Genomic DNA, 19,778 nt, shown 5'->3' on the forward strand with positions numbered 1-19,778 from the left:
TTCGCAGATTATCGTGGAAAGATTTAAGTTCGGCTCGAAATGTGTCTGGCTGCGCAATCCGGAGAAGCTGCTTAAAAAACAACAAGTTGAGTTGAGCGAGCTGATGGCAGGCGAGCTTAAAACCGGACAAGCATGGGCATTGAAAAATATGTTCCGGGTCTTCTGGCAGCGTGATTGCACCGATGCCGGGAGCTTCTTTTTCGTGTACTGGTAGCGGGTCGATGCGGTTGGTTTTTGACCCCGTTGACGAAGGTCAAAGAGCGACACCGGTGGCATTTCGACAACGTGCTGACGCGGTTCAAACACGCAATCACCAACGCGGTTTCCGAAGGCTTGAATAGCAAAATTCAGATTGTCAAAAGCCTCTGCAAGGGGGTATTCACCGTTTCGAGAGTTACCGGAACCGGATTCTGTTTTACTGCGGAAAACTGAAAATGGTTCCCGGATCATGACGTAACGGCTCTCGGCCTTACCCACGATATTCTGCGAAGAGCCTGAAATATCATGAGCGCGATAACGTAACAGCAACGAAACGACAGTCTGCTGGGGATTCGAGTATCGTGTCACCATAAATCAGAAATATTGAATGGTTAAGTTTATTTTCATTTATTAACCAATCTACGGTTAGAATACAGAAGTGTAAAGTCACTTGGTACGCATAGAAATGAAAAGAACAAGATGCTCTACTCTCTACTATCAAAGGCAAGTAAAAAGTAAATATGCTGTCTTTTTATCGTTTCATGAAGTACTATCATAAGGGCATCTCTAAAAAGTCAGTACTGACATAAGGTATTGAAATCTATCGATTTAACTGAAATATCCATATCTTGACGCAGTACCTATCAACACGACTGTACTGCCATGAAAAATATCAACCCTCTCGGTCTTTTCGACGAATATTTGCTGCTCGAACGCCTCACCAAACTCAAGGATCCGCTCGTCAAGCTTGAAGCGCATATCGACTGGCAACTCTTCGCGCCCATTCTCGAAGTGGCTTTCAACAAGCCAGCAAACCGTAACCATATGGGCTGACCGCCGTTCGACCGGTTGATGATGTTCAAACTCCTCATTCTCCAGAGCCTGTACAATCTTTCGGACGATCAGATGGAGTACCAAATCACCGATCGGTTGAGCTTCAGGCGTTTTCTGGGCCTGAAGTCCAGCGACAAGGTTCCAGACAGCAAAACGATCTGGAAATTCCGGGAAACGCTGATTCAGGAAGAACTTATCGAGGTGTTGTTTAGTTATTAACTACGATACTCTTCGAAAAAACGATGATTCTAAAAATAATTATTGCGGCGATATATCGCGAATTAACCGAAATAACTAATTTCAAATGAATTCAGCAGTGAAAAGCGAAAAAATAAAAGTTTTATATGCCAGTACAGTGTGCTCACAAAAAGTATTTGATTATATATATGCTAAGTCTGCTATAAAGCCTCGGATATCTATACAAAAATTTCATAAATTATTTGTTGGGGGTATAAAAGATACGGGTTTTTTTAACATAACTTCATTGTCAATATTGCCTATAAGTGCGAAAAATAATAAAAGACTACTGTGGAATGTTAATGGCGAAATTTGTGATGGGGTTAAATATGTTTACACTCGGTTCATAAATATAAGTATTCTTAATAAGTTAATGCAGTATTTGTATGTTTTATTATATGCACTATTATGGGTTGCCAAGCCAGGGAAAAAAGTGATTGTATGTGATGTATTGACGTTGCAAGCATCTGCCGCTATATTAATAGGGAAAATATTTCATGTAGAAGTAGTGGGGATAATTACAGATATTCCTCTAATAAGTACAAAAAGCCTATTGCGAAAAAAAGTAAATCTAATAATTAAGTTTTCAATCAAATACATTATTTATTGTATCAATCAGTGTGATAGTTACGTCATGCTAACTGAGCAGATGATGGATTGTGTAAAAAGGAAAGATAAAGATTATGTAATAATTGAAGGCTTTTCTGAACTGAACAAGACAGATGGTATAAATAATATTGGCGGTATTGATGAAAATGAAATGTCTATATTATATGCAGGAGGTTTATATGAAGGTTTTGGAGTTAAAATGCTTATTGAAGCGTTTATGTGTCTAAGAAAAGATAATATACGTCTTGATTTATATGGTTATGGTGACATGGTCGATGAGATAAAAAAATATATGAAGATAGACAATAGGATAAGGTTTATGGGTATGGTTCCCAATAACATCGTAGTTGAAGCAGAAAAACGTTCATATTTATTAGTTAATCCTAGGCCAAGTGATATAGAAATAGCAAAATATTCATTTCCATCTAAAATTATAGAATATATGAGTTCAGGTAGGCCTGTATTGACAACAAAATTACCAGGGATTCCAAGAGAATATTATGATTACTTGTTTTTTATAGATGATGAGAGTGCTGATGGTATGAAAAAGTCTTTAGAGATAATTATTGATAAAGATAGTTCTGAAATTAATAAAATAGGCGCTAAGGCTTATGATTTTATGCGAAATAATAAAAGCGCTAAACAGCAATCATTGAAATTTTATAAAATGATAAACAGGTAGAGCTATGAACGTAGGGATTGTGACAATGCATAGATTGCATAATTATGGTTCTTTTTTGCAAGCATTTGCCCTAAAAAAAATAATAGAAAGTTATGGTCATTATGTCGAGTTTATAGATATTGTTAGTCCTATAAATGCTGAAATAAAACAAGGTAAATATGATGTGGAAAAATTATTGCGTAATTGTAAGCGAGTTGTAAGATATAATTATAGGCTTAGTGATATACTAAAATGGCGACATGATATTAAATCAGTTTTTAATTCAAGTGGAAGAACGTGGCTTGGTTATAATGATAATGTAAATGATAATGGAGAATATGATATAATTGTAATTGGAAGTGATGAGGTTTTTAATTGTGCTGATAAAGTACTCGGATTTAGACCAGGAATGTTTGGGCATTTATTAAAAACAAAACGTAAAATATCTTATGCGGCTTCATTTGGTTACACAGTATATGATGATTTATGTGTTAATGTTTTGCGTGAGAGGGTAAGCGAGATGTTGTCTGAGTATGAAGCAATATCTGTCAGAGATAAAAATTCATATGATATAGTTAAAAGATTGGTTGATGTTGAGCCTATAATATCATTAGATCCCGTTTTTGTATATAATTACGATGATTATATTGAAGAGGTCAATTATGGGGATTATATATTGATTTATTCATATTTAGAACGAATTAGTAGTGATGAGTCTGCTCAGATAAAAAAGTATGCTAGCGAGAATGGGATAAAAATAATATCGCTATTTAGTTATTATAAGTGGGCTGATTATAATTTAGCTGCAGATCCATTTAAGGTATTATCTTTGTTTAAAAGTGCAAAATGTGTGGTTACTGATACTTTTCATGGTATGGTAATGTCGATAAAATATAATAAAAGTTTTGCTTGTTACGTGCGCGCGTCAAATTATAATAAAATAACTTATGTTTTGAAGTATTTTGATTTAGAGAGATGTGTTGTTGGGGATAAGGACTCATTGAGGGATATATTAGATAGTGTTGTGAGCTATGATAATGTTAATGATAAAATAAATTATGAGACGCAGAAATCAATATCATATTTAGGGTCTTTCATGTGATTCAAAAATAAAAATAAGAATGGTCGAAAAGATTGATAATAAATTCATTGTTGATAATGATTATTGTCAACAATGTGGTACGTGTATAGGTCTATGTACATCCAGTGCTATTTCAATGTGCCTAAGGGATGACGGCATAAGCATTTTAAGTATATTGAATGAAAAGTGCATTAATTGTGGCATGTGTTATGATGTGTGCCCAGCAAATAAAAAATTAGAAGTCGAAAATATTTATGATCATATTAAACGGATGTCATATTGTGATGCTTATGCAAAAGATGATGATATTCGTAATTTATCTTCATCGGGTGGCGTTGCAAAAACTATAATTGTTGAAGGGCTAAATAATGGAATATTTGACGCGGTTTATGTGCTGAAAAAGAGTGATATATACCCATATGTTGCAGGAACTTATATAGATAAAAGTGATGGGGTAAAATATGACGATATTCCGAATTCTATATACCACCCTTTGATGATGAATTTGGCACTTAAAAAAGTTAAAAAAGTAGATAAATTATTAATAGTAGGTACTCCATGTCAAATAAAAGGAGCAGAAGAGTATCTGAAAGGACGTTGTAACAAGTTGACAAAAGTGGCGCTATTTTGCAAACAACAAAAAACTTTAGATTCAACAAAATTTATAGCTAAATTATTAAACACGTCGGTTGATATAAAAAAGCCATTTTCTGCTAAATATAGGGGTGACGGATGGCCAGGCATAATAAGAATTAATAAAAAAGAAATACCGCTAGAGAATGGCGTGGCCATGTCAATGCAAAAAAGATTGTGGACTGTAAATGGCTGTAAAATATGTGGGATTCCATTTGGTGATAAAGTTGATTTGTCATTGATGGATCCATGGGGAGGGTATTATAAAAAAAGTGATAACGGAATTACTGTTGTCGTAATTCAGTCCTCACAAGGAGAAAAAATATTAAGCGATTTAAATGCCCATATTAATATCGAAAAAAAAAGTTTTAAGCAGATAAAAAGGGTGTTTATTTTAGATGATATTCAAAGAAAGATTATTCTTATTCCTTATTTTTTAAAAGAGAAAATAAGGAAAAGAATATTGTTTGCAGGAAAAGTTAATGATATTCAAGATGTGTTTTATAGAAATTTGGTCGAGGTTATGCCGAGAATGCCATTAAAGATATATAGTATATTGTGTAGAGTGCCTGATATAAGGGATTTAATTCTTAGTGTAGGATATTTGAAAAAAAAATATAATCAAAAATAAAACGGTGTTTCAAAATAAAACTCTCCTCATAACCGGCGGTACCGGTACATTCGGTAACGCAGTTCTACGCCGGTTTCTTGAAACAGATATTGCTGAAATTCGTGTATTCAGCCGCGACGAAAAGAAGCAGGATGACATGCGCAAGGAGTATGCTAATTCAAAGCTCAAATTCTACATTGGCGATGTACGCAACGCCGATAGCGTTCGCGATGCAATGGGGGGCGTTGATTATGTTTTCCATGCGGCGGCTTTGAAGCAGGTTCCATCATGCGAGTTTTTTCCGGTTGAAGCGTTACGTACGAACGCTCTTGGTACGCATAATGTGTTAACGCAGGCGACAGCGGCAGGAGTAAGCCGGGTTATTGTTCTCAGCACAGACAAGGCTGTCTACCCGATAAACGCTATGGGTATTTCAAAGGCAATGATGGAAAAGGTTGCCGTTGCGCAATCGCGCGTCTCTGGCGAGCGTACGGTTATTAACGTTACGCGCTACGGCAATGTCATGGCAAGCAGAGGCTCGGTTATTCCTCTGTTCCTCAAGTACCTCCAGGATGGGCGTCCATTGACGGTTACCGATCCAAACATGACCCGCTTCATGATGAGCATTGACGATGCCGTCGATCTCGTGCTTTATGCCTTTACCAACGGAAATCCCGGTGACACGTTCGTGCAAAAGGCTCCGAGCGCCACTATTGAAACACTTGCACTTTCGCTCAAAAAGCTCATGAATAGCGATGTTCCAGTTACCATCATAGGAACTCGGCACGGTGAAAAACTCTATGAAAGCCTTCTGACTCGAGAAGAACTTGCTGTTGCCGAAGATCTTGGCGGTTATTATCGAGTTCCCGCGGACAATCGCGACCTCAACTATGCCGCATATTTCAGCGAAGGATGCGAGGAGGTGTCGCTAAAAGAGGATTATAACTCTCACAATATACCGCTGCTTGATGTCGATAGCATGTGTGAACTCTTGATGACACTTGAGTGTGTGCAAAAGGCAATGAACGGTGAGCGGGTTGAACTATGAGGTGAAGAAAAGAGATTTTGAATTTTGGATTCTTGATTTTGAATTATCAGGCAGAGAAACGTCAGAATGCTATGAAAGAGAATCTGATCAGGGACAAGAGTTATCGGTTTGCGTTGAGCATCATTGATCTTTATAAGATTCTTGTTGCAAAGCAAGAGTATGTGATGTCAAAGCAGCTGCTTAAATCTGGAACGAGTATCGGAGCAAATGTTGAAGAGGCACTTGCAGGTCAAAGCAGAGCTGATTTTCTTTCGAAAATGTCTATTGCATCCAAAGAGGCACGGGAAGCACGTTACTAGCTACATCTTCTTCGTGATAGCAATACTCTTGATACTGAACACCTCATCCATCTGATTCAGGAATCTGAAAGCCTGATTAATATCCTTACTTCAATAGTGAAAACAACCTCCATAAAAAAAGCTTAAAGCTTTTTTTATGATTCTTGATTTTGGATTCTGAATTTTGAATTGTTTAAGAAAATAGTGAAAAAAATAACCGATTAGTGCTCTGGAAGTTATAGTAATTCAAAATCCATAATTTAGAATTTAAAATCTTCTTTTATATGTCTGTAACCCCTGAATCCAAAATCAAAAATTCAGAATCCAAAATTGCCAAAGTTTTAGTAACCGGTTCGAACGGTTTTGTCGGTAAAAATCTGTGTTCTGTGTTACGTACGATGGAGGGGGTTCAGCTCAATGAGTTCGATATCACCAATTTTCCTGTCGATCTCGAACGGATGCTGAGTGATGCCGATGTTGTTGTGCATCTCGCAGGTGTAAACCGTCCAAAGAACAAACAGGAGTTTATGACCGGTAACGCTGGGTTAACGGAAAGTATCTGTTCATTTTTAGGTCGATCCGGGAACCCAGCAAAAATTGTACTCGCTTCGTCAATCCAAGCCGAGTGTGACAATCCTTATGGGCAGAGCAAATTTCAGGCCGAAGAGACCATCCGTGAGTATGCCGAAAACAGTGGCGCGATAGCTGTTGTCTATCGGTTCAAAAACTTGTTCGGTAAATGGTGCAGGCCGAACTACAACTCCGTGACAGCGACCTTTTGTCATAACATCGCTCACGGATTGCCGATTTCCGTCTCCGACCCGTCAAAGGTGATCGAACTTACCTACATTGATGATGTGGTCAATGCTCTGGTTCGTGAGATTTTGGATGATGAGTCACAAGCTCAGCAAGGCTTCTTTTTCGCTCCGGAACTCACGGGGTATCCCATATCGCTTGGAGAACTTGCCGATCTGATAACCTCCTTCCGAAAATCGCGCGAAACGCTTGAAATGCCCGGGTTTGACAGCTTCCTCATCAAGGCACTGTATGCAACCTATCTATCGTATCTGGATGGAGAGGAATTTGCGTATCCGCTTACGATAAGGTCTGACGAGCGCGGTTGTCTCGCGGAGATGATGAAAAGCCGCACATTCGGGCAGATTTTCGTTTCACGAACGAAACCGGGCATTACACGCGGCAACCACTATCACCATACGAAAACGGAAAAGTTCATGGTGGTGGAGGGAGAGGCGGTCATCCGGTTCCGCCGTATCGATAGTGACGAAATTATCGAGCATCGCGTATCAGGTCAGGAGTTCAAGGTTGTCGATATACCTCCAGGCTACACGCACCACATCACCAACACAGGTCAGGGTGAACTGGTGACGCTCTTTTGGGCTTCGGAAATGTTCAATCCTGAACGGCCCGATACTTATTTTATGACTGTCTGATTTTATCCATGAATTGATTCGGTTTTTGGGCAACTATTTTTCTTTTGCCGTGAAAAAATTAAAAGTAATGACTATTGTTGGTACCCGTCCGGAGATCATCCGGCTTTCGCGGGTGCTGGCAAAGCTCGATGAGCATACGAATCATGTTCTGGTGCATACCGGCCAGAATTACGATTACGAGCTGAACCAGATATTTTTTGACGATCTCGATATTCGCAAGCCAGACCATTTTCTCGAAGCGGCAGGCTCTACAGCGGCGGAAACTGTTGGATTGATCATTGCAAAAGCCGACAGCGTGATGGAGCAGGAGAGACCGGATGCGCTCTTGATTCTTGGTGATACGAACTCCTGTCTCGCGGCTTACCCGGCAAAGCGCCGAAAGATACCAGTATTCCATATGGAGGCTGGTAATCGTTGTTTCGATCAGCGGGTTCCTGAGGAGATCAATCGTAAAATTGTTGATCATACGGCGGACATTAATCTGACATACAGCGATATTGCTCGCGAGTATCTGCTTGCAGAAGGATTACCGGCGGACCGCATTATCAAGACGGGAAGCCCCATGTTTGAGGTGCTTACGCATTATCGCGACAAGATCGAGCGCTCCGATGTGCTACAGCGCCTTGCTTTGGAGCATGGCGAGTACTTCGTTGTGAGCGCGCATCGTGAAGAGAACATTGAGTCGAGACAAAACTTCATGTGCCTCGTTGACATCTTGAACACGCTTGCTGAGAAGTCGGGCAAGCGGGTGATTGTATCGACCCATCCACGTACGAGAAAACGAGTAGAGGCAGAAGGGGTAACATTCGACCAGCGGGTAGAGCTGCTCAAGCCACTTGGTTTTTCTGATTATGTGCATCTGCAGATGCATGCCAAAGCCGTGCTGTCGGATAGCGGCACCATTACCGAGGAGTCCTCGATTCTGAATTTTCCCGCGCTCAACATCCGGGAAGCGCACGAGCGTCCCGAAGGGATGGAAGAGGCCAGCGTGATGATGGTTGGCCTCGATGTCGATCTCGTCATGCAGGCGATGGCCATTATTGATGCGCAGCCACGTGGTGAAGAGCGCGGATTGCGGCAGGTATCCGACTATTCGATGCCGAATGTTTCGGACAAGGTGCTTCGGATTATACTCAGCTATACCGGTTATGTAAACCGGGTAGTGTGGCGAAGAATGATGTGATAAAGACATAATGCAATAGTATATATATTATTTGGATATTCATATTTGACCTGTCTGCAAAGAACAAAAATACTTAAAGATTGATATGCTTATATCTATTATTGTACCTACATTTGAGCCTGGTGAATATTTGAATATGTGTTTGCAGTCGATTCGTAATCAAACCTTAGAGAGTTATAATTATGAGGTAATAGTTGTTTTGAATGGTTGTAAAGACCCATATTATAAAAATATAGAGGCCTTTTTTTTGCAAAAAAATTATTATAATTATCATTTGCTTTATTCTGAGCGAAGAGGTGTTTCCTTGGCTAGAAATATGGGACTTAAAGCTGCAAAAGGCAATAATATAGTCTTTGTTGATGATGATGATTTGATTTCCCCTGAATTTTTAGAAAAATTATTAATTCATAGTGGTGAAGGTATTGTTGTTGTTAGTAATTTTAAGGTCTTTAAAGGTAGTGATAACAATGAGTGTAGTGATGATTATATTACTCGCTGTTATATGCGTAATAAGGCAAAAGAAAGAAACTCGCTTTTTTACAAAAGGTGTTTTATGTCAAGTGTTTGTGCTAAGCTAATTCCTGCCAATGCAGTAATAGGTAGAGTTTTTAATGAGAATATATCAAATGGTGAAGATGGTTTATATATGTATTTAATTAGTGACAAGGTGAGTCGTATAGAGTTAGCTGCTGAAGAGGCTATTTATTATAGAAGAGTTCGTGAAAATTCTTTATCGAGAGGGAATATATCTTCTTTTGTTAAGATAAAGCAATGTTTTGTTGCGATATATGAATATAGTGTTATATATATTAAGAGTCCTTTAAAGTATAGTTTGATAATCTATTTGGCTCGTCTGGTCGCATCTATTAAGAGATTGATGATAACAATTCGCTAGTGGCTTACAAAAAAAGAAATAACTGATTATATAGATGATAAGGTGATAGCGTAAAAGTCGAATCTTAAAAAAGAGTTAAACTTTTGATCTGTTTTGATTTTGTATAAGAACAGTATTTAAAAGAAAGAATTTTGTTAAAAATAGTCTTTTTTTTGTATAAATACTATATTTACAAGAAGGTGAATTTCTTGAAGCTTTATTTAAAAAATTCGATAATTGATGAGTTCACACTTAAAGGCTTGTGCTGCTCGGTTAATTTGCATAAAACTCTGCAGTTAAAATGTAGATTAGATTGAAAGAGATAACGCTTTGTCGTTTAGTGCATTACAAAATGAAAATATTATACTTACACCAATATTTCAATACGCCTAATATGTCCGGTGGGACAAGGTCATATGAAATGGCACGGCGGTTGGTGGCTATGGGCCATGAAGTCAATATGGTGACTTCATGGCGAACAGGTCATAATAAGAAAGATTGGTTTGAGACTAAGGAGGCTGGTATTACGGTTCATTGGTTGCCCGTTCATTATTCGAATCATTTAAGCTATCGTGAACGGATTAGGGCATTCTTTGATTTTGCAATTAAGAGTTCGTTGAAAGCTGCTACATTAGAGGCTGATATAATATTTGCTACGAGTACCCCTCTGACTATTGCTTTACCCGCAGTATATGCAAGTCGTAAGAAGAAAATACCGATGGTGTTCGAAGTTCGTGATTTATGGCCTGAGATGCCTATTGCAATGGGTGCATTGAAGAACAATATCCTTCGATATGCAGCTCGTGAACTTGAGAAATGGGCATACCGCAATTCCGATGCTGTTGTAGCACTATCTCCCGGAATGAAAGCTGGTATTGTGTCTGCAGGCTTCTCTTCTAAGTGCATATCAGTAATACCAAATAGTAGTGATAATGCTGAATTTGCCTACAATGCATCGTTAGCACAATCCTTTAGAAGCTCTCGGCCGTGGCTTGGAGATAAGCCATTGCTCTGCTATGCTGGTACCTTTGGTAAGGTAAATGGCGTTGGTTATGCTGTTTCGCTTGCCAAGGCATTGCGTGATCGTGATTCAGATATTCGCATACTCTTGGTAGGCGATGGGGCTGAGCGTGACTTAGTGATTCAAGAGGCAAAAAAGGCTGGCGTGTTTGAATTTAATCTGTTTTTCGAAACTGAAATGCCAAAAAAGAGAATGCCAGAACTTTTTTCTGCTTCAACAATGAGCGCTACTTTGTTTATGGATTTGCCAGAAATGCAATCGAATTCTTCAAACAAATTTTTTGATGCATTAGCCGCAGGTAAACCTGTTTTAATAAATTATGGCGGTTGGATGCATGATTTGGTTTCATCTAACAACTGTGGGCTTACGATGTGGCGCAAACCAATGGATGCAGTTGCGGCAGAACTTGATAGAGTGTTGCATGATCCAGCCTGGCTCTGCAAAGCCGGGCAAGCGTCACGTCAACTTGCTGAAAAATATTTTGATCGTGACACATTAGCAGCACAACTTGAGCAAGTTCTCATGGCTGTTATTGATGGCAAGTCGGAGCATGCAGAGGAATTTGCATTTGGAATATATTGTTAAACATTTATTTAAATTTAAATATAGTGTCACAGGTGAGTGTGATTCCTCTATGTTAGCTCTCTTGCGATTCTCACAGAGAGAATATTGGTGAAGCTAAAATATAGGACGGCTTTGAAACCCTATTATCACAATGCATAGTATCCCCTTTATAAAAGCTTATGAGTCATTCCAGAAGCGCCTGTTCGATCTTCTGCTCACGATTCCAGGTACTCTTCTGATTCTTCCTTTTTTACTCGTTTTAGCTCTTTTTGTAAGGATATTTCACGGCAGCCCGCTGTTTTTTGTTCAGGTCAGGCCGGGAAAGCACGGCAAACCGTTCAGGATGTACAAGTTTCGCACCATGACGAATGCCCGGAATGCTGAGGGCAATCTGTTGCCTGATCATGAGCGTTTGACTCCTCTGGGAAAATTTCTGCGTGCTACCAGCCTCGATGAGTTTCCGGAATTGATCAATGTACTGAAGGGGGAAATGAGTCTTGTCGGGCCAAGACCACTATTAATGGAATATCTGCCATTGTATTCTACCGAACAGAATCGCCGCCATGCAGTGAAACCGGGGATGACCGGATGGGCGCAGATCAATGGCCGCAATGCCATCAGTTGGGAAGAGAAGTTCAGGTACGATGTGTGGTATGTTGATCACTGGTCGCTATGGCTGGATATCAAGATACTTGCGATGACCATATTGAATGTCGTATTGCGTAAAGGAATCAATCATAATGCAACTGAGACCATGCCTTATTTTCAGGGATCGACTCATCAATAGTCAACAGAAAAGAGCATGAAAAAGAGTTGCCGGCTTGCTCTGCTCGGAGCAAGTGGTCATGGTAAAGTGGTCGCTGATGCTGCGTTATTGGATGGATGGAGAGAAGTAGATTTTTTTGATGATGCATGGCCGGATGTTTCCTGTGTAGGGCCTTGGCCAGTTATTGGTAATTCTCAGTCTCTGATAGAACAGCTTTCGACGTATGATGGCGTGGTTGTGGCGATTGGCGATAATAGCATTCGGCTTCAAAAACTGACGTTGTTTCAGGAAATCGGATTGCCACTGGTTACCATTATTCATCCATCATCGGTTATCAGTCAGTATGGCCGGATAGGTAAAGGAACTGTTGTGTTTGCTGGTGCGATTATCAATCCCTTTGCGGAAATCGGTTGCGGTTCAATCATCAATACTGCGGCCACCATTGATCACGACTGCAAGATTGCAGATGGCGTACATGTGAGCCCTGGTGCTCATCTCGGAGGCGGGGTGCAGGTTGGCAAGTCAACATGGATAGGTCTTGGCGCAAGTGTAAAGCAATGTATTCGAATCGGAGAAAATTCTATCGTTGGTATGGGCGCTGTCGTCGTTCGTGATGTACCTTCTGGTGTAACGGTTGTCGGGGTTCCCGCGCGTGAAATGAGAATATGAGCATGAAAGATAAAATTATTGCCATTATTCAGGAGTTAGCTGCTGAATCTGGCTGGAAAATAGTAAGCGACCTGAATTATGAGACCGTGTTGCTTGAGAGTGGGCTGGATTCACTGGGTTTTGCAATTCTTGTCGCTCGCCTGGAAGAGGAGTTGCGGTATGATCCATTTACCATGATGGACGAACCGTTCTATCCGCGAACACTGGGTGAATTCGTTGCTATCTACGAGCGCTATGCTTCATGAAAGCCGAGACATTATCCGGGATAGTCGGAAGTTTATGCGGTGATCATTCGGTTGTTGCGACTCCATCAGTAGTCTGTTCTGTAGGTAAACTACTCGAACATGCCGATGAACTTTATCGTCGTTCATCGGTTACCACGGCAAGTCGTGTAGCTCTCAGCGGGTTGTCCGCCTTGTCATTGATGACGGGACTTGTCGCGTTCGATGGTAAAGTTGAGGCGATGCTGCTTCTTCCGGTTGCTTTGGATGAAGCGACTTTTGATCGACTGATTGCATCTGCCGGATGCACCCATCTCATGGATGCTGACGGTATTCGTACCTTGCCGAATTGTCTGGCTGGTGATACTGAATTCAATGTCGAAGGAACACAATGGTTGCTTGCGACTTCCGGCACGACAGGGACTCCCAAACTGATCTGCCATACACTGGCGTCCATTACCCGTTCGGTTAAGAGAGACAGAACAAAAGGAGCGCATTTTGTGTGGGGGTTACTGTACGAAACCTCACGATTTGCCGGTTTACAGGTGGTTTTGCAAGCATTGTTTTCTGGCTCCCTGCTCATCGCTTCCGAGTCGAGCGAGTTTGATTCGCAGATTGAAGCTTTTGTTCGGCATGGGGTCAATGCCTTGTCTGCTACACCGTCGTTATGGCGGAAAATGCTCATGGATGCGCGAATCAAGGCTTGTCCGTTACGGCAGATTACGCTTGGGGGAGAAATAGCAGATCAGCAGATTCTGGATGCTTTGAGGCGCTCTTTTCCGGCAGCGAGAATCGTTCATATTTATGCCTCAACGGAAGCGGGAGTGGCCTTTTCTGTCAATGATTGCTGTGCCGGTTTTCCGGCGGCATGGCTACGGAGTGAACATTCTCCTATACCTTTGCGCATACGAGATGATGGACACCTGTTGATCAAGCCTGCCAAACTTCCTGATGGGCAGGAAATTGCAAGACGTCTCGATGCTGATGGTTATCTTGATACGACGGATATTGTGTATGTCGAGGGCGATCGGGTGTTTTTTTCGGGTCGTGCATCGGGAGCTATCAATGTTGGTGGCAACAAAGTCATTCCGGAATTTGTAGAGCAGCATCTCAGGTGTGTCGATGGTGTGCTCGACGTCCATGTATTTGGGAAGAAAAACAGTATCATAGGGCAGCTTGTTGCGGTTAAAGTTGTCGCCCGCTCAGGCGTTGATACTGCTTTGTTGCGGGGCGCGATCATTGGCTATTGCAAGGTACACCTGGAGAAATGGCAAATTCCTGGAGTTATCTTTTTTGTGGCTGAACTTAAAGAGAGTATGGCGGGAAAGCGTGAAAGAGTGGTATGATGAAAGTCGTTGTTGTTACTGGCGCCACGCGCGGACTGGGACTTGCGATTGCTCACCAATGCATTACTGATGGGTATAAAGTTGTTGCTGTGGGACGCTCCATGACCGGGCAACTTAATTTGTTATTACAGCAGTATGATGGGCAAATTGTATTTGAACGATATGATTTTTCCGATATAACTGGTATTCATTCATTTGCCGTCGATCTTGTGAAACGGCATGGGCGGCCTTGGGGATTGGTAAACAACGCAGCTATCGGTATTGATGGTGTCCTCGCTACGATGCATGAAAAAGATATTTCCAAGCTTATAAAAATTAATATAGAAGCACCTGTTCTATTGACCAAGTACTTGTTGCGCTCTATGCTTCTGAACAGGTGTGGTCGAATAATCAATGTGTCTTCGATTATAGCTTCCACGGGATTTAACGGACTCTCTGTTTATGGCGCCACAAAAGCCGCTCTCGCTGGTTTTACGAAGTCACTCGCCCGGGAGGTTGGCAAAGCGCATATAACTGTCAATGCTCTTTCGCCTGGTTTTATGGAAACCGATATGACCTCAAAGATACAGAAGGAAAGGTTCGATTCAATCAGGCGTCGCTCTCCGTCCGGGCATTTAGCTTCCGTTGAAGATGCCGCTCATGCGGTGAGTTATCTTTTGAGTGATAGTGCGTTGCGTGTGACGGGGACAACAATCACTGTTGATGCTGGAACCACTGCGTGAATTAAAAAAATATGCCAAGTGAAAAAATAGAAAACGCAAGCAACCCATTTTACAAAGGATTTTATGTGACTGATGATCTCGTGAATATGGGTTTTAAGTATGTTGGTGAAAATGTAAAAGTGGCTAAAAATTGTACTATTATCGGATTGAAAAATATTTCAATCCGATCCAATGTGCAGATAGATGAAAATGTATTTATTGTGGCAAATAAAGGGTTTCTCGATATTGGCAATCATGTCCATATTGGAGGCGCGTGTCATTTAACTTGCTCTGGAGGAATAACTCTTGCTGATTTTTGTGGTCTGTCACAAGGTGTCAGGGTCTATTCGATGACTGATGACTATACCGGGTATTCTATGACAAATGTTACAGTTCCTGAAAAATATAAAGTGTTAAAAATATCTCCTGTCATATTAGAGTCTCATGTACTTATAGGTTCGGGTAGCGTTGTTTTGCCTGGTGTGACAATTGGTATTGGTTCGGCTGTTGGCGCTCTCTCTTTAGTGACTATGTCTCTCGAAGAATGGGGGATTTATTTTGGCGCACCAGCAAAAAAAATAAAGATGCGGTCAAAAAAGATATTAGCTTTGGAGAAACGTTTTTTGCAGGAAGAAAGACAGTGATGAAAACGAGTGCTTGTCTTTTGAGCGTTTTTAATAGAAGTCTTTTATTTTCTTAGTGATAAGACGTTGCTTTCAGATAAGTGGCAACCACATTGTTTCCCAATAGATTATAAACTGATATTCGCATTTATTTATAGATAATTATAATATGCTTAATACCATATTCCCTCCTTGGCCGTCATTTACACAGGAAGAAGCTGGTGCAGTGAGTCGAGTGCTTTTGTCGAATAAAGTAAATTATTGGACAGGCCAGGAATGCCGAGAGTTTGAAAAAGAGTTTGCTTCGTGGACTGGCAGTTCATATGCCATAGCCCTTGCAAATGGGACGTTGGCGCTTCAAGTAGCTTTGAGGGCTTTGGGGATAAGCTCTGGGGATGAAGTTGTGGTGACTCCTCGTACTTTTATTGCATCTGCGTCGTGCATTGTGGCTATGGGTGCAGTACCAGTGTTTGCGGACGTAGATCGAAATACCCAGAATATTACCGTTGAAACGATTGACAAGGTGCTTACTCCACGAACAAAAGCGGTTATTTGCGTGCATCTTGCCGGTATGCCATGCGATATGGACCCGATTATGGATATGGCTAAACAACATGGGCTGTATGTTATCGAAGATTGTGCACAAGCGCATGGAGCGAAATATAAAGGGCAGCCGGTTGGTTCAATCGGTCATATCGGTGCGTGGTCATTTTGTCAAGACAAAATTATGACTACAGGCGGAGAAGGTGGTATGGTGACCACAAACGATCGTGCATTGTGGTCTTCGATGTGGGAGTACAAAGATCATGGAAAATCCTGGAATGCAGTGTATGAGCAAGAGCATCCTTCAGGTTTTAGATGGCTTCATGAATCATTTGGCTCTAATTATCGGATGCTGGAAATGCAGGCGGCAATAGGTAGAATACAGTTGCGGAGAATGCCTGAGTGGAGCAGTACACGTCGCGAGTATGCCAAAATGATATGGGATACGGCAAGTCAGCAACCGTGGTTGCGTGTTCCGGATATGCCAGATTGGGCGGAGCCTGCGGCTTATAAGTGTTATGTTTTTGTCGATCCCTCAGCTTTACCAGATGGCTGGAGTCGTGATAGAATAATGGCAGATATCAATGCTTGTGGTGTGCCGTGTTATTCTGGTTCCTGTTCAGAGATATATCTTGAGAAAGCGTTTGATAATAGAGGCTGGAGACCTCAAGAGCGGCTTTTGGTCGCAAAAGAGTTAGGTGAAACCAGTTTAATGTTTCTTGTGCATCCCACGCTTAGATCGGAGGATATTGAAAAGACGTGTAAGGTTATTCAGAGTGTGTTTTTATGATTGCATCTATGAGTATCATTTTTTTTAGAGCGGATCACAGATTATTGAAGGCAAAAAAGAATGTGTTGGTGAATTGGCATAAATATATTTATGCCATATATAAATAATTAAAATAAAAATTTTGAGTAAGGAGTTTATGAATGAGTTAAGAATAAGTGTGGCGTTATTTCCTTGGTTTTTATATGTGTATATGTATACTGTGTCTTTTTATCAGTATATAAGTAAAAAAGGCTTTGCTGATACTGATGAACCGTTGCTTTTTGCAACGGCTTTTATTGTCCTTTGGATTGAGCGTCAAAGTATTATTGCGTCATTTAGAGGGGTTACAGTAGGGTACCCATTATATGGTTTTTTTCTTTTGTGTTTTGGGTTAATTGTTTATATCGCAGGGCAGTTATATCCTGTAATATATCTGGAGATATGGGGCCTTTTTATTATAGGTTCCGGATTGGTTATGAGCTTGGCGCCAAAAGAATATGTAAAGTCCGCTGTGTTTATTGGTGTCGCGGGAACAGTTTTGGTTGTTATGGGTAGAATTGCGCCTTATATGCTCTCATCTGAGCTTGCTAAAGGATTAGCATCAGTATCATCGCATATGCTTAGCGCTACATTGTTCCCTGTTACATATAATGGCGTTACGTTATATTTTGGTCCTTATTCTGCCGAGGTTGCTCATGCCTGTTCTGGTATGAACTCTATATTCTCATTGTTGGCATTGTCAGTTATATATCTTCGTGAAGGAATTAGTAGAAAGCTTTGGCATATTGTGATATTGGTTGCTCTGGTGATTCCGATAGCAGTGGTTACAAATTTACTTCGTGTGATTAGTCTGGTAATTATTACTTGGTATTTTGGGAATAGATATGCTCAAGGTATATATCATGACTTGGCCGGTATAATTGTATTTGTGATTGCTCTTGTGTTTCTTGCGGCTATTGATAAGGTGATGTATGGCGTTTATAAAAAAAGCAATAATGGCTATAAAAAATAAATACATATTATCTCTTCTTTTTTCTTTTTTGATGGTTATGTCGCTTGTGTTGATTAGTGAAAAAGAGAAAAACATCTATAATGCACACCAGCCGGATATAGAGAGATTAATTGGTTTGCATCCTGATAAATGGTATCCTGTTGTGAGTGAAGTTAGTAGCCCTGCATGGTTGGGTAGTGCGACGTCGGAATATGATATGGTAAAGGCCAGAACATACAGGAACGCGGATGGGCAGGAAGTGACGATTGTTATGACGTGGGGACGTAATGGTATACAGAAGGCGGGACATGTCCAACAGCTGTGCTATTCTGCTCAGGGTTTTTCAGTGTCAGGTCAGAAAAATACAGAAGTGCCAATAAAATCCAAGAGGTTAATTGTGACAAGTTTTGTCGCAAGCCAATTGGATGGACAGATTGAGGATGTTTTTTATTGGAGGATAAGTGATGGAAAAATATTGAATAATATCCAGACTACAGGATTGGATGATCAGCGGTTATCGCATAGGATATTGCGGATGAAAGAGGTGTTAAGATATTTATTCACTAATATCCCTGATAATGTTATGGTTCGGGTGTCATCACGGAGGTATGACTCTGATGACGCATCTGTTGCGCCTTTAAATTATATAAAAGAATATTTAGAAAATCTTTCATCTCAAGATCTTAAATTGCTGACTGGTTTGTAGTTTCCGGTATATAGTATTTACATTACTCCTGTCACGTCACAGCTATATTGGTGCATAAAGATGCTTGAGCTTGATTCTTGAACCAGTCATGGTGATTCGCCAGTTGCTCATTGCCTCTTTGTTGTTGCGTTCGTGCTCCCGGCCTGACACTTTCCGTTTGATCGCCGCGATATTCTCGATTCACCAGTTCAGACACTGGGGCGACAAGACTTGCAGTTCGATCTCGGCCATGTTTAGCCATTTCCCGTGCTTTGGCGTGAATCCGAAGTCGAATCGATCCAGCAACGCTTTGGCTTTTTCCGGCGCATAGGCCTCATAAAGAGCGCTTGGCACATGGGTATTGAGATTATCCATGACCAGCGTGATTTTTTCTGCGTACTTGTAATTTAACCGCAATGTTAGCCAAAAGCCTTGACCATTCCTGCATTTTCCGGGTTTCGCTGACCTTCACCAGTCGCTTGCCCATCAACGGTTCGGTGGCGATGAAAATATTGCACGTGCCGTTTCTGACATACTCATAATCATATCAGGCGGCACACCCCGGCCTGCCCTGAAGGGGAATTCTGCCTTCTCTGATCAGTTGCTTTGGCGACTCGCCCATGCAGACCACAGGATAAAGCGGATCATACAGTTATTTGTATCCATCCAACACAGTTTCCATATGAGCGGCAATGTTGCTACTTTGATTCGTCGGGATCACCCATTCCCCTGCTTCCGCGGCTTTATCGGTAAGGAACCTGAGCGTCCAACGTGCATGGTCTTGTGGAGCTGGCGAACAGCTCAGCGCAATCAACTGGCCTCAAGATCGCCATCGAATTTTTTGGCTCTTCGCAGAATATCGTGGAAAGAAGGGTGTGTATGAAGTAACATAGAGTAATTTTGAGCTTTACCCAACCGCACCTTGATACTCCCATGCAGAGCCTGACGAGCCATTACCACCAACTTTTAGGTCTTTCCTCAAACTGGAAGGTCGAGAACGTTCATCTGTCGATGAGCGGCAAGCGGGTCGAGATCAGACTGGTCTGTACCGGCAAGCAGGTCGCGTGTCCGGTATGCGGTGCATCATGCAGCCTTTATGACCATACCACTGAGCAACGATGGCGTCATCTGGATACCATGCAGTTCGAGACCATTCTGGTGGCCTGTTTGCCACGTTGTCAA

At 41.2% G+C, this 19,778-nt stretch carries 21 protein-coding genes and 2 pseudogenes; 22 read left to right on the forward strand and 1 reads right to left on the reverse strand.

The window, feature by feature from the left end:
* Positions 1-13 precede the first annotated feature (13 nt).
* The 21 genes and pseudogenes from FGF66_RS13045 to FGF66_RS08500 all read left to right on the forward strand — a co-directional run bounded on the left by FGF66_RS13045 (position 14) and on the right by FGF66_RS08500 (position 18,617).
* A complete protein-coding gene (locus tag FGF66_RS13045) occupies positions 14-214 on the forward strand; it encodes a transposase (RefSeq protein ID WP_281279066.1) in 201 nt (66 codons plus the stop codon).
* 647 nt (positions 215-861) lie between these two features.
* Positions 862-1,032 carry a hypothetical protein gene (locus tag FGF66_RS12950; RefSeq protein WP_246046638.1) on the forward strand — a complete coding sequence of 57 codons (171 nt, stop codon included), beginning with the start codon at positions 862-864 and terminating at the stop codon, positions 1,030-1,032.
* A gap of 12 nt (positions 1,033-1,044) precedes the next feature.
* A pseudogene (locus tag FGF66_RS12955) lies at positions 1,045-1,251 on the forward strand (transposase); the annotation flags it as partial.
* Between the two features lie 85 nt (positions 1,252-1,336).
* Positions 1,337-2,560 carry a glycosyltransferase gene (locus FGF66_RS08415; RefSeq protein ID WP_139457206.1) on the forward strand — a complete coding sequence of 408 codons (1,224 nt, stop codon included), beginning with the start codon at positions 1,337-1,339 and terminating at the stop codon, positions 2,558-2,560.
* Positions 2,561-2,564: 4 nt separating this feature from the next.
* On the forward strand, positions 2,565-3,641 hold the full coding sequence (locus tag FGF66_RS08420) for a polysaccharide pyruvyl transferase family protein (protein ID WP_139457207.1): 1,077 nt from the start codon (positions 2,565-2,567) through the stop codon (positions 3,639-3,641).
* Positions 3,642-3,660: 19 nt separating this feature from the next.
* A complete protein-coding gene (locus FGF66_RS08425; protein WP_139457208.1) occupies positions 3,661-4,884 on the forward strand; it encodes a Coenzyme F420 hydrogenase/dehydrogenase, beta subunit C-terminal domain in 1,224 nt (407 codons plus the stop codon).
* Between the two features lie 4 nt (positions 4,885-4,888).
* Positions 4,889-5,911, forward strand: a complete 1,023-nt coding sequence (locus FGF66_RS08430) for a polysaccharide biosynthesis protein (RefSeq protein ID WP_139457209.1) — start codon at positions 4,889-4,891, stop codon at positions 5,909-5,911.
* 38 nt (positions 5,912-5,949) lie between these two features.
* Positions 5,950-6,210 carry a four helix bundle protein gene (locus tag FGF66_RS12830; protein ID WP_211341998.1) on the forward strand — a complete coding sequence of 87 codons (261 nt, stop codon included), beginning with the start codon at positions 5,950-5,952 and terminating at the stop codon, positions 6,208-6,210.
* Positions 6,211-6,473: 263 nt separating this feature from the next.
* Complete coding sequence (locus FGF66_RS08440) at positions 6,474-7,640, forward strand: polysaccharide biosynthesis C-terminal domain-containing protein (protein ID WP_139457210.1); 1,167 nt, start codon at positions 6,474-6,476, stop codon at positions 7,638-7,640.
* A 49-nt stretch (positions 7,641-7,689) separates the two neighbouring features.
* A complete protein-coding gene (gene wecB, locus FGF66_RS08445) occupies positions 7,690-8,823 on the forward strand; it encodes a non-hydrolyzing UDP-N-acetylglucosamine 2-epimerase (protein ID WP_139457224.1) in 1,134 nt (377 codons plus the stop codon).
* A gap of 85 nt (positions 8,824-8,908) precedes the next feature.
* Complete coding sequence (locus FGF66_RS08450; protein ID WP_139457211.1) at positions 8,909-9,718, forward strand: glycosyltransferase family 2 protein; 810 nt, start codon at positions 8,909-8,911, stop codon at positions 9,716-9,718.
* 373 nt (positions 9,719-10,091) lie between these two features.
* Positions 10,092-11,303: a glycosyltransferase family 4 protein gene (locus FGF66_RS08455; RefSeq protein ID WP_281279068.1), complete on the forward strand. Its 1,212-nt coding sequence runs from the start codon at positions 10,092-10,094 to the stop codon at positions 11,301-11,303.
* A gap of 130 nt (positions 11,304-11,433) precedes the next feature.
* A complete protein-coding gene (locus tag FGF66_RS08460) occupies positions 11,434-12,069 on the forward strand; it encodes a sugar transferase (RefSeq protein WP_139457212.1) in 636 nt (211 codons plus the stop codon).
* A gap of 15 nt (positions 12,070-12,084) precedes the next feature.
* The gene (locus tag FGF66_RS08465; RefSeq protein ID WP_139457213.1) at positions 12,085-12,717 is read left to right on the forward strand and encodes an acetyltransferase; all 633 of its coding nucleotides are present in this window, start codon (positions 12,085-12,087) and stop codon (positions 12,715-12,717) included.
* Positions 12,718-12,719: 2 nt separating this feature from the next.
* A complete protein-coding gene (locus tag FGF66_RS08470; RefSeq protein WP_139457214.1) occupies positions 12,720-12,962 on the forward strand; it encodes an acyl carrier protein in 243 nt (80 codons plus the stop codon).
* Positions 12,959-14,284, forward strand: coding sequence for an AMP-binding protein (locus FGF66_RS08475; RefSeq protein WP_139457215.1), 1,326 nt, complete (start codon positions 12,959-12,961; stop codon positions 14,282-14,284). The genes FGF66_RS08470 and FGF66_RS08475 overlap by 4 nt, the downstream gene beginning before the upstream one ends.
* Positions 14,281-15,006: an SDR family NAD(P)-dependent oxidoreductase gene (locus FGF66_RS08480; RefSeq protein WP_139457216.1), complete on the forward strand. Its 726-nt coding sequence runs from the start codon at positions 14,281-14,283 to the stop codon at positions 15,004-15,006. The genes FGF66_RS08475 and FGF66_RS08480 overlap by 4 nt, the downstream gene beginning before the upstream one ends.
* A gap of 11 nt (positions 15,007-15,017) precedes the next feature.
* Positions 15,018-15,629, forward strand: coding sequence for an acyltransferase (locus tag FGF66_RS08485; protein ID WP_170181294.1), 612 nt, complete (start codon positions 15,018-15,020; stop codon positions 15,627-15,629).
* A gap of 148 nt (positions 15,630-15,777) precedes the next feature.
* The gene (locus tag FGF66_RS08490) at positions 15,778-16,941 is read left to right on the forward strand and encodes a DegT/DnrJ/EryC1/StrS family aminotransferase (protein ID WP_139457217.1); all 1,164 of its coding nucleotides are present in this window, start codon (positions 15,778-15,780) and stop codon (positions 16,939-16,941) included.
* Positions 16,942-17,077: 136 nt separating this feature from the next.
* On the forward strand, positions 17,078-17,932 hold the full coding sequence (locus FGF66_RS08495; protein ID WP_139457218.1) for an exosortase/archaeosortase family protein: 855 nt from the start codon (positions 17,078-17,080) through the stop codon (positions 17,930-17,932).
* A complete protein-coding gene (locus tag FGF66_RS08500) occupies positions 17,892-18,617 on the forward strand; it encodes an exosortase C-terminal domain/associated protein EpsI (protein WP_139457219.1) in 726 nt (241 codons plus the stop codon). Before FGF66_RS08495 ends, FGF66_RS08500 begins: the two co-directional genes overlap by 41 nt.
* A gap of 42 nt (positions 18,618-18,659) precedes the next feature.
* Here the strand turns inward: FGF66_RS08500 and FGF66_RS12960 are convergent.
* A pseudogene (locus tag FGF66_RS12960) lies at positions 18,660-19,499 on the reverse strand (IS630 family transposase); the annotation flags it as partial.
* 30 nt (positions 19,500-19,529) lie between these two features.
* Here FGF66_RS12960 and FGF66_RS08510 point away from each other — a divergent pair.
* Positions 19,530-19,778 (forward strand): transposase family protein (locus FGF66_RS08510; protein WP_139457221.1); only part of this gene is annotated, 249 nt, incomplete at its 3' end.

Origin of the sequence: Chlorobaculum thiosulfatiphilum, from assembly GCF_006265165.1 — a bacterium.
Taxonomy (GTDB): Bacteria; Bacteroidota; Chlorobiia; order Chlorobiales; family Chlorobiaceae; genus Chlorobaculum; species Chlorobaculum thiosulfatiphilum.